The sequence below is a fragment of the Hydrogenophaga aquatica genome (assembly GCF_054780915.1).
In genome coordinates, this window is record NZ_BAAGVK010000012.1 from 72,712 (window position 1) to 85,946 (window position 13,235).

Sequence of the window (13,235 nt, forward strand, 5' to 3'; positions counted from 1 at the left end):
CCCGGTCTTCGAATGGGTTGACGGGGGCTTTCCCCCATGTTCGGACCGGGCCCGGCGGCCCGGACGGGGTATCGATTCCAAAGGAAGTTTCATGTCTCTGAAGTGCGGCATCGTCGGCCTGCCCAACGTCGGCAAATCCACCCTGTTCAACGCCCTGACCAAGGCGGGCATCGCGGCCGAGAACTACCCCGCAGGCTGGACCTTCTGAGGCATCCTTTGGCCTCAAGGATTTCCGGGACTACCTAGGCGACCATCGGCATAGCCAGGACAAAAACTCCGATAGAAAACTCGCATCAGCGGTACGAGGCCATCATATGTTGGCCTCTTTCATTTGAGGCGTCTTAGTCGAGCAGGACGTGTTTTGACCGCTCAGCCCGATTCTTGGTATCGTTGTACCAAAACCAAGAAAAGAGGTAGGTATGGGGGGACACCCTGATTTCAGTGATGTTGCCGGTGCGATCCTGCCCGGAGCCGATAGCGAGCTTCGCAAGCTCGTATTGAAACAACTTCTGGATTCCACCAAGGTCGCGGCGGAAATCGCGCCAGCCGCATGGGCGGTGACTTTGTTCAGCGACGGATGCCGGCTCAATGTCGGTCCGGTCGAGGTGTTCGTTCTGAGCGGCGAGCAGGTATTGATGAACCTGCTCGCCAGGGCGGATGATCCGACGCTGCTTGGCCTGCCAGTTAATCAGTCAGCCTACAAGTCGATGCCAGCGCCTCAGGCGAGCTTTTATGGCAGCGTACTGGATTTCAAGGACGCGATACAGCGCCTCCGCCCATTTCATGAGGCATTCGTTCGCCGCGCAGCTGTTACAGCTGCTGGCAAGCCCGTGAAGGGTACGAGATTTGCCCATTCCCACTCACAGCGGCTCATGGACTTCGCGGCCAAGGTCACCGGGGAAAACGGCTTGGCCCCCGTATCAGCCCGCGCAGCATATCCGTTCAAGATCGGAGATACGTACCACCGCAAGGATGTTTTCAAGATAGTCGGGCTGACCGCAGAGCCGACCGGGGGCAATTGGTTCACCGGCTATACCGCTCACGGCGATGACTGGTTCATTTTCTGCGGCGTCGGCACGGGTGGTCGAACAGGGCATGACTACGGCAACCACTTCGATGGCGACCGGCTGGTCTGGTTCGCCAAGACCAACACAAACATTCACCAGGCGTCGATCCAGAAGCTGATCAACCCCGACGGAAACGTGTACATCTTCTTCCGTGAAGAGGATCGTGATCCGTTCACGTTCGCGGGGCTGGGTAAGGCGGTTCAGGTGGCCGATCAGACCCCTGTTAAGGTGATCTGGAGCTTTCACGCCGGCGACGACACGCGCCTTCCGACTCAAACGCCGGAGGAGGTTGACGAGGATGAGGTCGGTTCAGTGCCTGAAGGTGCCCGGCGTACTGTCCAGGTCAACGTGTACGAGCGCGACCCGAATGCCCGGCGCAAGTGCATCGCAAAATGGGGGGTGAAGTGCAGCGTCTGCTCATTCGACTTCGGCGAACGGTATGGCGAGCTTGGTGAGGGATTCATCCATGTGCACCACCTCAAGCCCCTGGGTGAGATCGGGGAGCAATATGAGCTGAACCCCGTGACCGATCTACGCCCGGTTTGTCCGAACTGCCATGCGATGTTGCATCGAAAGAAACCGGCGTTGAGCATTGAGCAGCTTGTCGAGACAATGAAAAAACAGTGACTCATGGATGCGCTGACACTCGATTACTACGCCAAGAACGCAGAGCAGGTTGCCAATCGCTATGAATCCATCGTGAATGGGCTGGCACAACATTTCGAGCAAGCGTTCCCTCGCAACTTCCGGGTGCTCGATCTGGGGTGTGGTTCTGGCCGAGATTTGGCCTACCTCCACACAATGGGCTGCGAGGTGTACGGGTTAGACGCCACCCCGGAGCTCGTCGAATTGGCGCAGGCTTTGCACCCCGAGCTCAAGGGACGGATTGAATGTGGGGCTATCCCGGACGCTGGTGTGCCGTTTGGAGGTGGTTTCGATGGCGTTCTGTGCTCAGCGGTGCTGATGCATATTGGGCTGGAGCAGCAAGCCGCTGCGGTGGCGTTCATCAAGTCTTGCTTGAAGCCCGGAGGGAGCCTGCTCTACTCTGTCCCCAGCAAGCGTCACGATGTGAGCGAGGAAGCACATCGTGACGCTGCAGGGCGTCTGTTCATCCCTGACTCTGCTGGCCGTCTCCAGGAGCAGTTTGAAGCTGTCGGCTTTGTCTTGGTTGATCACTGGACCAATGCCGACAGCCTGGGCCGTGACGAAGTGGAATGGGCATCAGTGCTTATGCGGGCAGCTGAAGCCTGATCAGTCATGACCGGAGAGCTGTTCATCCCGCCCAGTCCGACCGTCGAGGATTGCTGGCGTGGTGTGGTGCTCTACGGAAGAAACACTGCCAGCTATAAGTTTGCGCTGGCTACCGCCCTGCTGACACTTCAGCCCAAATCGGGGGAGCTGATCAAGCTGGAGGACTTGGCCCCTGCTTTTGCCCAGTCAATTGCCGAGCATCTCCGGGACGCCCCGAAGCAGATCACTACGACCAATGGGAAATTCATCCAGGCTTGTCAGGCATTCAACCAAGACAAGAACCTGACCAGGTTGATCGATGCGACCGTGGCTTATGGGTTCGTCAACGTGATCGATGCCTTTCATGTGGTCGGCTCCAGTCCTGTTCATCACGCTTTTTTCATAGACGAGCGCAAGCCCAACCGGGGAATACGCATCACCGAAGAGTTCAGCCACATGATGGCTGGGCTCCAAGCCGACAATCTGGGCCAAGAAGTGGATGCGAGGTGGCGGCTGGTTGAGACTGCGTGGAACCTGGGCGTCTCAACCAACTTGCTGGCGGTTCAGCATGACGATGCGCTGGGTGAGATGTTTGCCCTGGATGCGGGGCAACGCCGCCGGAGCGTGACGAGCAGCCGCAATGCCCTCAATGGCTACCAGAAGGGGCGTTGCTTCTACTGCCACTCAGAGCTGCAACTGACCGGGGAGCGCATGAATGTGGATGTGGATCACTTCTTTCCGCATCGACTGAAGCAGGTCAACCTAGGCATCAACTTGGATGGGGTCTGGAATCTCGTGCTTTCATGCCCAGTCTGTAACCGTGGCCCGAAGGGCAAATTCGACCGCATCCCATCGATCCGGCTGCTGGAGCGCCTGCACCAGCGCAACGAGTACCTGATTGGGAGCCACCACCCGCTGCGAGAAACACTGATGCAGCAGACAGGAATGCAGACCGGCCAAAGAATTGCATTCCTGAACCGTGTCTACCAAGCTAACCAGCTCTCCCCTGCAATGGCCTGGGAGCCTGATTCATCAGCGTGATTGGCATAATGAATTTCAGATAAAGGGGACAAAGTTCATGTCAGATCAAAGTGCACAAGGAGGCGCACCGGCAATGATCGACACACGTCGGCTTGCCCGGGAGCTTGAGAAGTTCGCCACCGAGCGCAACTGGGCTCAATTCCACTCACCCAAGAACCTGGTGATGGCCCTCACCGGGGAGGCAGGAGAGCTGACCGAAATCTTCCAATGGATGACGGAGGAGGAGTCCAAGAAGGCTGGAAAAGACCCGGCGACAGCACACAAGGTAGAGCAAGAGCTGGCTGACGTACTCCTCTATCTGGTGCGCTTGGCCGATGTCCTGAGGGTCGATCTCGACAAGGCAGCAAGCGAGAAGCTCAAACTGAATGCCGAAAAGTACCCTGTGTCGCGTGCTTTTGGCTCCAGCAAGAAATACGACGTGCTGTGATGTTGGCCGACAAGCCTACCCACATCCTGGTCTACAAGGCAGCCGTCGCTGACTTCCTGAGGACAGTCGATAGCTTTGACATCGCCGAGTTGATCCATGAGCGCTTTCAGGCCATCACCGGCAAGAAAGTAGGAAAGTCAGAGATGGCCTCATGGCAAGGGTCTCTCGGGGAGATGGCCCGGGTGCTGCGACGCTCTGAGGTTGATGAGTCCGTAGGCGTGGGTATTGAGCTGTTTGCTCCGCAAGCCACCTCTCGCGTTGATTTTTGCCTTTCTGGCTATGACGGCGAAGGTCGCAAGACAGTCATCCTTATCGAGCTCAAGCAATGGAGCTCGGTGGAACTCACTGATCGAGACGCGATTGTCAGTACGGTGCTTGGGGGTGGCATACAAGATGTTCCCCATCCTTCGTATCAGGCATGGTCTTATGCCAACCTCTTTGAGGGCTTCAATGACGCGGTTGCCTCTGGGGAGATTCGTGTTGTGCCTGCGGCATACGTCCACAACTACAACCCAGCGCAGCCAGAGATCCGTGATCAGCGCTATCAGGTGTATCTGGACAGGGCTCCGGTTTTCTTGAAGGGGGAGTTGGCGCAGTTCCGGTTGTTCATTCAGTCGCACCTCAAGACTGGGGACGGAGCAGTGGTCTTGAATGAACTGATCACCAGCAAGATCGGGGCATCAAAAGAGTTGATCGAGGCGCCCAACAAGCTCCTAAAGACCAACAAAGACTTTGTGCTGATTGATGACCAGAAGCTGGTGTACGAAGCCATCAAGGACGCAGCAAAGGCTTCTGCCCCGGGCAAGCACAAGGTGCTGATCGTCGAAGGAGGTCCAGGCACGGGTAAATCCCTCATTGCGATCAACTTGCTGGTCAAACTGCTCAACTTTGGGTTGGCCATCAAGTACGTATCCAAGAACTCTTCGCCACGCCATGTGTACAAGAACCAGTTGGTTCGCTCAACGCTGCGGACCCGGTTTGACAGCCTCTTTGTTGGGCCGGACAGTTTTCACAAGATGGAGCCGAATACCTTTGACCTCTTGCTGGTTGATGAGGCCCACCGCCTGACTGAGAAGAGTGGGGTCTACGGCAACCAGGGTGAGAACCAAGTCAAGGAGCTCATTGAAGCGTCCAAGTGCACGGTCTTTTTCATAGACGAAGACCAGCGGGTTACTTTCAAGGATATTGGGTCGAAAGAGCAGATCAAGCGCTGGGCCGAGGCCAAAGGTGCCGAAGTCGAGGAGTACGAGCTGGTCTCCCAGTTCCGGTGCAGTGGGTCTGACGGGTACATCAGCTGGCTCGACAATGTATTGGGCATACACCCAACGGCCAACGACCTGCTCGATACCAAGCAATACGACTTTCAGGTTTTCGACACGCCAGCTGCACTGCACGCGGCTATTGAGGCCAAGAACGAGAACAACAAGGCCAGAGTGGTCGCAGGATATTGCTGGCCTTGGAATAGCAAGACCGACACCAGCCAGCTCGACATCGTGATCGGTGACGATTACCAGCGTCAGTGGAATCTGGCTAAAAACAGCAGTGTCTGGATCGTGACCCCGGGATCAATCGATCAAGTCGGTTGTATCCATACCTGCCAAGGGCTGGAGGTTGAGTATGTCGGGGTGATCATCGGCCCTGACCTAATCGTTCGCAACGGGGAAGTGGTCACTGTTCCAGAGGCAAGGTCGTCTATGGACCAGTCAATCCGGGGTTACAAGACACGCCTCAAGAGCGACCCAGAAGAAACGAGAGCCCTGGCGGATCGGATCATCAAAAACACCTATAGAACTCTGATGACCAGGGGGCTCAAGGGCTGCTTTGTTTACGCGACCGATCCAGAGACCCGTGAATATCTCCGCAGCAAAGCAAAGGCTGTCGAGTAATCAGGTAAGGCTGAGATAGGAATCGAGCAAAACATCTAGTTTTTTATCCGTTCAAGGGGGCAACCATGGATCACTCCCGTGATCTGCATAACAACCACAATGTGTACATCCTTGGGGCAGGCTTCTCTAGGCTTGGTGGTTTCCCGCTGATGTGGGACGTCATGTTGATGATGCGTGATGCATCAAAGCATCACGCATCCCTAGACCAGTTCCGGAGTCGATTCAGTCCTTGCACTTTTCGTAATCCGCACTCTCTTTAGGTGGTCGGAAGGTGGTGTTAGTACTCTCTGCACCTGACCCAACGACCACGCCCCACCACGCGGCGCAGCGATCCCCAGTTCGTTCAGCCTTTCAACCATCGCTCGCCGGCTCAAACCTTGGGCCTTGAACCCCTCCAGCACCGGCTTCAACCGCTCCCGGAACACCCGAGCAGCCTCCTGACGCTCCTCAAGGTGCCTGCGCAGGTTAGACGGTCCAGTAACCCCTAAAACCACGCCCCGGGCTTTCGCAGCCGCCAAGGCTGCACGGGTTCTCTCGCTGATCTGATCCCGCTCCCACTCGCTCATTACGGCGTGCATCTGGATCATCACCTTGTTCGCGTGCGGCATGTCAGCCGCAACGAAGTCCACCCCAGTCTCGATCAACCCTGAGACAAAGTGCACATTGCGGGCTAGACGATCCAGCTTGGCGATCAGCAGGGTCGCCCCAGTCTTGCGGCAACGCTCTAGCGCCAGACGCAGCTGGGGACGTTTTTCGAGGGCGTTGCTACCCTTGCCAGTCTCGACCTCCAAAAACTCCTCTACGACCGTTTTGTCGCCTCCGGTGAGGTGCCGCATCACGGCAGAGCGCTGGGCTTCCAACCCGAGCCCGGAGGCTCCCTGTCGTTGGGTGCTGACGCGGTAGTAAGCGATGAACTGCTGAGCCATGTGGGAGACCTCCGGGTGGATACATGAAAGGACGAACGTCCTGTGTGTATCCAAGCCTACGGGGCGGCCCGGGTGGCGTGAAGGAGGGTGTTGTATCGGCGAGGATGTGTGGGCACCAACGCCGTAGACGGCGGGGTGAATGTTTTGGATGCGGGTTGCGAAGGTGCTGTACCCCGGACCTTGTACCCCCTATGCCGATCCGAGTCCGGTGGTGGCCCTCGGCGCCGTTTTTCCTGCCAGCTTGAAGTTGTTCCTTATAGGGCGGCACCACCCAGGTCGAGTTTCTACAATGTGTTCATTGTTTTTTCGTTGAAGTTGGGCAGTTCTTATACCTAGTCTGGCAGATGCTTGAGACAATCACGACACGTCGCATGTGCCAGTGCATGACACACACTGGCTCGATCCAACCTGTAGCGGTAATGAATGTTCGGGGTTGGGTGACGGGGCTGGGCCCCTAGTCTAGAAGAGGTCGGCACAGGACAAGAGGTGAAGTTGCCCGGGAGAGCCCGGCGCGCCACTGCCTCGCCGATGAGGAATGCAAGACAGCCCGGACGCTTGATGTCTTGTTTTCCAACACAAGTGTGGCCGTCAAGCGAGGAACCTGTACCGAAGCAATAGGTGGCTTCAGGCGGCAGGAGGGCTGCGAACCTTGTTTCGACAGGGCTTAGCAGAAGTACGCCCTTCCTCCCCGAAGCCGAAGAAAAAAGAAGAACAAGAAGAAGGAGTTAGCCCATGAACTGGTACGAAGAACAGCACCACAAGCTGTCCATGGCGATCGCCAGGCTGGAGGCCACCCAGAGGCGTATAGAGCTGAATAGGCGGTCCAGCACCGTCACAGAGGAACTCCGGCGTGTTGCGCTGTTGCCGGCCTTGCATCAGGCTGATCAGGGTAGCCAATCTGAAGAGGTGACGGTATGAGCAAGGGCGCCCGTAAAACCCGCGATGAACTTGCGAGACGCCTGATGGAGGTGCTGTTGTCGCGCATGGATGCCCCAGTGTCTTTGACGGTCCCGGATGTGAAGCTGGAGCCCATGGAAATCGACGAGGACTGGTCGCTCTTGAAGGAGACCCACCCCGAAGTCTTCGAGGACAAGCTGGACCCGGCCACCATCAAACGCCTGAAGGCGACAGTCAGTGGCACGACGCCGACCACCATCCGGGTTCATAACCGTGTACTGCGGGCGTTTCGTCAGCAGGCAGATGAAACAGGTGTGCCCTACCAAACACTCATGAATCGCGTGCTGGCCGAAGCCGCAGATGCTATGGAGTAGGTGGGCTACCTATAAGAAAAGGGCATGACAGTTGTCCTTGGTGTTTTCAAAAACACTGCTCAGTTCGCAGCGTATGTACGTTCAGGCGATCAGCCGACCCAATTCCGCTTGAATCAACCCCAGCGGCTCCCGGATGTCTGCCAAGCCCAGGCTGACATAGTGCCGGTGCAGGACATCAGACTTGGGCGGGGTGTGGTTCAGGATGCGCCTTAGCACCGCATCACCAAGCCCCAGCCGCTCCCCGGTGGTGGCCACCAGCTTGCGTAGGTCGTGCAACATGAAGCGAGGTCCACCCTGACGCATCACCATGCTGTGAACGTGCTCAGCACTGACACCCCGAAAAAGCTCCTCCCCGGCTTCCAGCCCAGCACAGCGCCGCTCCAGAATCTCGGCCATCAACGGGGTAATGGGCAAGCTGTGGGGCTTGCCGTTTTTGGTCATGGGGATGCTCAACACGCCCTTGTCGAAATCGATCTGCTGGCGCTGCAGTTCCCGGCACTCGTTGCGCCGCAAGCCCGTGTAGAAGGTCAGCAGCAGAAAGTCGCGCTGGCGCTCACCCAGCTTGTCCACCGCCGCCCTCCACGCAGCTAAGTCGCAATCCTGTAACACCCGTGCGCGTGGTTGGGCACGGTCAGGCATCAGGCCCGCAGCCGCCAGCTTGGCGAATGGGCTTACCAACTCCAACCCATGTACCGCGTTGATGTACTTGATCAGCGAGCCCCAGAGCCCCCGGGACACCTCGACCAGGGCAGCCCCCTTGCTTTGCACGAAATCGCGGCAATGGTTCGGGAAAGCCCCTCCTTGCAGGTCTGCCACTGACCTGTCTAGCCAGTCCCCGAAATGTGTGCGCATCAGCGAGTCGTAACGCTTGCCGCTGGAGGCTTTGATGCCCTTGGCTTCGCAGTACGCCAGCAGCGCTTCAGCGACGGTCGGTAGAGCGTTCTTGACCTCCCGGGCGGGAAAACGGCCAGCCCGACATTCACGCAGAACTTCCATTGCCAGACTTCGGGCCTCATCAACGCTCATGAGTGGCCAATGTCCAAGCGTCAATCGAAATTGTTTGCCTGATACGCTGGTGGCTACCCGGAAGGTGCGGGTTCTGGCATTCATGCGGACGCAGAAGCCGGACAACATACGGTCACGCAGGATGCGTCCGTCGCGAGCGGAGCTTTTGAGCAGCAGAGATTCGGTGATTAGTGCAATCGGCATCAGTTTTCCCTAGGCAAAACCAAGAAATAATCTCCAGAAGAAATGGCGTTATTCGGGGCAAAGTGGAGTTGACAGACTTGCCATTAGTAGATCCATCCTACGATGGCCTTTTGCATTTTTCGGCTATTCTTGAAGCTCTGTTTGGCAAGAATTCTTCAGAGGCTGAAGGGGCAATGCTGGATGACACCGATTGAGTTTGAAGAACATTGCAAGGCGCTGCTTATGAGCGCTGGCTGGCAGGCGCGTACGACTTCAGGGAGCGGTGATCAGGGGGCTGATGTTGTGTGCGAATCCAGTGGCCGACGGTTGGTTGTGCAGTGCAAGTACTACAGCCAACCAGTTGGAAATGCTGCGGTTCAGGAGGTCGTAGGCGCAAGGCTTTTTTACACGGCACATCTTGCTGCAGTGGTGTCAAATGCAACGTTTACCAAGTCCGCGCAAGAGTTAGCAAAAAAATCTGATGTTGCCTTGCTTCATCACACTATGCTGACGAGATGGGCGAAAAGTCACCTTGGTTCAACTGAGAGATTGGTTGTCAATGTAGATGACATGGTGGCGATTTTGAACGCAATGGGCTATGTCACATTGCGTGGTGAGGGCGGCAGGTTTCAGATCACCATGCCGGATGGAGGGACCCGCCATATGGGAACCGATGGTGCATTTTTGGCATTTGCAGAGGGCCTGAGGCGTGAGTCTGCAGCACAAATCGACGGATCACCGACTTGACGTAGCGCCACGGCTCGTAGATGCAGACCTTCCGTGCACCATAGATTTGGTGATCAGTACAATCAGCACTAGTTTCCCCTAGGCAAAACGAGGACAAAACTCCCGGATTTCCCGGCAGTTGTGCGCCCGGCTTTCGTGATCTCCGCCAGCTGCTGCAGGCGTGGGTCGGGCACCTCCACCACGCCCACATTGGGCTCGATGGTGCGTAAGGGGTTGATTCCAAAGGAAGTTTCATGTCTCTGAAGTGCGGCATCGTCGGCCTGCCCAACGTCGGCAAATCCACCCTGTTCAACGCCCTGACCAAGGCGGGCATTGCGGCCGAGAACTACCCCTTCTGCACCATCGAGCCCAATGTGGGCGTGGTGGAGGTGCCCGATCCGCGCCTGCAGCAGCTGGCGGAGATCATCAAGCCCGAGCGCATCGTTCCGGCCATCGTCGAGTTCGTCGACATCGCGGGTCTGGTGGCGGGTGCATCCAAGGGCGAGGGTCTGGGCAACCAGTTCCTGGCACACATTCGCGAGACGGACGCCATCGTCAACGTGGTGCGCTGCTTCCAGGACGACAACGTGATCCACGTCGCGGGCAAGGTGGACCCGATCGCTGACATCGAAGTGATCCAGACCGAGCTTTGCCTGGCCGACATGGGCACCGTGGAAAAGAGTCTGCAGCGCTACACGAAGGCCGCCAAGAGCGGCAACGACAAGGAAGCGGCTGCGCTGGTGCAGCTCTTGACCAAGGTGCAGGCCGTGCTGGACGAAGGCAAGCCCGTGCGCACGCTGGAACTGAACGACCAGGAGAAGGTGCTGCTCAAGCCGCTGTGCCTGATCACCGCCAAGCCCGCGATGTTCGTGGGCAACGTGGCCGAGGACGGTTTCGAGAACAACCCGCTGCTCGACCGCCTGAAGGAATACGCCGACAGCCAGAACGCGCCGGTCGTGGCCATCTGCGCCAAGATCGAGGCTGAACTGGCCGAGATGGACGATGCCGACCGCCTGGAGTTCCTCAAGGAGCTGGGCCAGGACGAGCCGGGCTTGAACCGTCTGATCCGTGCCGGCTTCAAGCTGCTGGGCCTGCAGACCTACTTCACCGCTGGCGTGAAGGAAGTGCGCGCCTGGACCATCCACATCGGTGACACGGCGCCGCAGGCGGCCGGTGTCATCCATGGTGACTTCGAGCGTGGCTTCATTCGCGCGCAGACAATCGCGTTCGACGACTTCATCGCCTACAAGGGTGAGCAGGGCGCCAAGGACGCCGGAAAGATGCGCGCAGAGGGCAAGGAATACGTGGTGAAGGACGGTGACGTGATGAACTTTTTGTTCAACGTCTGACTCCGATGAGCGGGATTCCCCCGCTTTTCATCGAACCCCGGAATCCCCGCGATCCCGGGGTTTTTGTTTGGAGGGAACGATTTCGCAGTACAGGGTTTGTCACCACTGCGCGGCATTGATTGTTGAGGCCGTTGGTGCGAACATGTGCTCAGCGTCAACCGTGGAAAGGAAGGTGTGCCATGTCCATCTTCGCTCACTACCAGAGCCGGTACGAGGCCACGCAGGAAGAGGAGATGTCCCTGCAGGACTACCTCGACCTGTGCCGACGCGATCCCAAGGCCTACGCCAGCGTGGCTGAGCGCATGTTGCTGGCCATCGGCGAGCCGGAGGTGATCGATACCCGCACCGACCCTCGTCTGTCGCGGCTGTTTGCCAACAAGGTCATCAAGATCTACCCGGCCTTCCGCGACTTTTACGGCATGGAGGAAACGATTGAAAACATTGTTTCCTATTTCCGCCATGCCGCGCAGGGGCTGGAGGAGAAGAAGCAGATCCTCTACCTTTTGGGGCCGGTGGGTGGCGGCAAGTCTTCGCTTGCCGAGAAGCTCAAGTACCTGCTGGAGAAGGTGCCGTTCTACGCGGTCAAGGGCTCGCCGGTGCACGAGTCGCCGTTGGGCCTGTTCAACCCCGACGAGGACGCCCGCTTGCTGGAGCAGGACTACGGTATTGCGCCGCGCTACCTGCAGGCGGTGATGAGCCCCTGGGCGGTCAAGCGCCTGCACGAATTCAACGGGGACATCACGCGGTTCCGCGTGGTGAAGCTCTACCCATCGGTGCTGCGGCAGATCGCGGTGTCCAAGACCGAGCCCGGCGACGAGAACAACCAGGACATTTCCTCCCTGGTGGGCAAGATCGACATCCGCAAGCTGGAGGCCTATTCACAGAACGACCCTGATGCCTACAGCTATTCCGGCGGTCTGTGCCTGTCCAACCGCGGGCTGATGGAGTTCGTGGAAATGTTCAAGGCACCCATCAAGGTGCTGCACCCGTTGCTGACCGCCACGCAGGAGGGCAACTACAAGGGTACCGAGGGTTTTGGTGCCATTCCCTTCGACGGCACCATCCTGGCCCACTCGAACGAGGCAGAGTGGCAGACCTTCAAGAACAACCGCAACAACGAAGCCTTCATCGACCGCATCTACATCGTCAAGGTGCCGTACTGCCTGCGCGTGTCGGACGAGGTGCGCATCTACGACAAGCTCATCCGCAATTCATCGCTGGCCAACGCGCCGTGTGCGCCAGACACGTTGCGCATGATGGCCGAGTTCGCAGTGCTGTCGCGCCTGAAGGAGCCCGAGAACTCTTCGATCCACTCGAAGATGCGTGTGTACGACGGCGAAAACCTGAAGGACACCGACCCCAAGGCCAAGAGCCTGCAGGAGTACCGCGACTTTGCCGGGGTGGACGAGGGTATGACCGGCCTGTCCACCCGCTTCGCGTTCAAGATACTGTCCAAAGTGTTCAACTTCGACCACCGCGAGGTGGCGGCCAACCCCGTGCACCTGATGTACGTGCTGGAGCAACAGATCGAGCAGGCGCAGTTCCCTCCCGAGGTCGAGGAGAGCTATCGCCGCTTCCTGAAGGAATACTTGGCGCCGCGCTATGCCGAATTCATTGGCAAGGAGATCCAGACCGCCTACCTGGAGAGCTATTCCGAGTACGGCCAGAACGTGTTCGACCGCTACGTCACCTACGCCGACTTCTGGATCCAGGACCAGGAGTTTCGCGATCCCAACACCGGCGAGATGCTGGACCGCCAGGCGCTCAACGACGAGCTGGAAAAGATCGAGAAGCCGGCAGGCATTTCCAACCCGAAGGACTTCCGCAACGAAGTGGTGAACTTCGTGTTGCGCGCCAGGGCCAAGCACGATGGCCGAAACCCCGCCTGGACCAGCTACGAGAAACTGCGTTCGGTGATCGAGAAGAAGATGTTCTCCACCACCGAGGACTTGCTGCCTGTCATTTCCTTCAACGCCAAGGCCAGTGCCGACGAGCAGAAGAAACACCAGGACTTCGTCAACCGCATGGTTGCCAAGGGCTACACCGAAAGCCAGGTGCGCCTGCTGGCCGAATGGTATTTGCGGGTGCGCAAGTCGTCCTGAACGTGGCTCGGGGCGCCTGGCC

At 58.0% G+C, this 13,235-nt stretch carries 12 protein-coding genes and 1 pseudogene; 11 read left to right on the forward strand and 2 right to left on the reverse strand.

The window, feature by feature from the left end:
- Nucleotides 1-91: 91 nt before the first annotated feature.
- The 6 genes and pseudogenes from ACYVHH_RS11635 to ACYVHH_RS11660 form a co-directional block, all read left to right on the forward strand.
- Nucleotides 92-190, forward strand: a pseudogene (locus ACYVHH_RS11635) (GTPase); the annotation flags it as partial.
- A 229-nt stretch (nt 191-419) separates the two neighbouring features.
- Complete coding sequence (locus ACYVHH_RS11640; RefSeq protein WP_460565337.1) at nt 420-1,694, forward strand: HNH endonuclease; 1,275 nt, start codon at nt 420-422, stop codon at nt 1,692-1,694.
- A gap of 3 nt (nt 1,695-1,697) precedes the next feature.
- Complete coding sequence (locus ACYVHH_RS11645; protein ID WP_460565338.1) at nt 1,698-2,318, forward strand: class I SAM-dependent methyltransferase; 621 nt, start codon at nt 1,698-1,700, stop codon at nt 2,316-2,318.
- Nucleotides 2,319-2,324: 6 nt separating this feature from the next.
- Complete coding sequence (locus tag ACYVHH_RS11650) at nt 2,325-3,338, forward strand: HNH endonuclease (protein WP_460565339.1); 1,014 nt, start codon at nt 2,325-2,327, stop codon at nt 3,336-3,338.
- Between the two features lie 73 nt (nt 3,339-3,411).
- The gene (locus tag ACYVHH_RS11655; RefSeq protein ID WP_460565340.1) at nt 3,412-3,765 is read left to right on the forward strand and encodes a nucleotide pyrophosphohydrolase; all 354 of its coding nucleotides are present in this window, start codon (nt 3,412-3,414) and stop codon (nt 3,763-3,765) included.
- Complete coding sequence (locus tag ACYVHH_RS11660; protein WP_460565341.1) at nt 3,765-5,651, forward strand: DNA/RNA helicase domain-containing protein; 1,887 nt, start codon at nt 3,765-3,767, stop codon at nt 5,649-5,651. The genes ACYVHH_RS11655 and ACYVHH_RS11660 overlap by 1 nt, the downstream gene beginning before the upstream one ends.
- 200 nt (nt 5,652-5,851) lie before the next feature.
- Here the strand turns inward: ACYVHH_RS11660 and ACYVHH_RS11665 are convergent, their stop codons facing one another.
- Complete coding sequence (locus ACYVHH_RS11665; protein ID WP_460565342.1) at nt 5,852-6,577, reverse strand: recombinase family protein; 726 nt, start codon at nt 6,575-6,577, stop codon at nt 5,852-5,854.
- 732 nt (nt 6,578-7,309) lie between these two features.
- Here ACYVHH_RS11665 and ACYVHH_RS11670 point away from each other — a divergent pair.
- Both ACYVHH_RS11670 and ACYVHH_RS11675 read left to right on the forward strand, forming a co-directional pair.
- Nucleotides 7,310-7,495 (forward strand): hypothetical protein, encoded by a 186-nt coding sequence (locus ACYVHH_RS11670; RefSeq protein ID WP_460565343.1) that lies wholly within the window; start codon nt 7,310-7,312, stop codon nt 7,493-7,495.
- Entirely contained in the window at nt 7,492-7,848 is a 357-nt protein-coding gene (locus tag ACYVHH_RS11675; RefSeq protein ID WP_460565344.1) for a BrnA antitoxin family protein, read from the forward strand. The genes ACYVHH_RS11670 and ACYVHH_RS11675 overlap by 4 nt, the downstream gene beginning before the upstream one ends.
- Before the next feature lie 81 nt (nt 7,849-7,929).
- On the opposite strand, the gene ACYVHH_RS11680 is transcribed toward ACYVHH_RS11675, so the two are convergent.
- The gene (locus ACYVHH_RS11680) at nt 7,930-9,057 is read right to left on the reverse strand and encodes a site-specific integrase (RefSeq protein WP_460565345.1); all 1,128 of its coding nucleotides are present in this window, start codon (nt 9,055-9,057) and stop codon (nt 7,930-7,932) included.
- 180 nt (nt 9,058-9,237) lie between these two features.
- Here ACYVHH_RS11680 and ACYVHH_RS11685 point away from each other — a divergent pair, with 180 nt between their 5' ends.
- The 3 genes from ACYVHH_RS11685 to ACYVHH_RS11695 all read left to right on the forward strand — a co-directional run bounded on the left by ACYVHH_RS11685 (nt 9,238) and on the right by ACYVHH_RS11695 (nt 13,213).
- Nucleotides 9,238-9,783 carry a restriction endonuclease gene (locus ACYVHH_RS11685; protein ID WP_460565346.1) on the forward strand — a complete coding sequence of 182 codons (546 nt, stop codon included), beginning with the start codon at nt 9,238-9,240 and terminating at the stop codon, nt 9,781-9,783.
- Between the two features lie 233 nt (nt 9,784-10,016).
- Nucleotides 10,017-11,111 carry a redox-regulated ATPase YchF gene (gene ychF / locus ACYVHH_RS11690; protein ID WP_460565347.1) on the forward strand — a complete coding sequence of 365 codons (1,095 nt, stop codon included), beginning with the start codon at nt 10,017-10,019 and terminating at the stop codon, nt 11,109-11,111.
- A gap of 179 nt (nt 11,112-11,290) precedes the next feature.
- A complete protein-coding gene (locus tag ACYVHH_RS11695; protein ID WP_460565348.1) occupies nt 11,291-13,213 on the forward strand; it encodes a PrkA family serine protein kinase in 1,923 nt (640 codons plus the stop codon).
- The last annotated feature ends 22 nt before the right edge of the window (nt 13,214-13,235 follow it).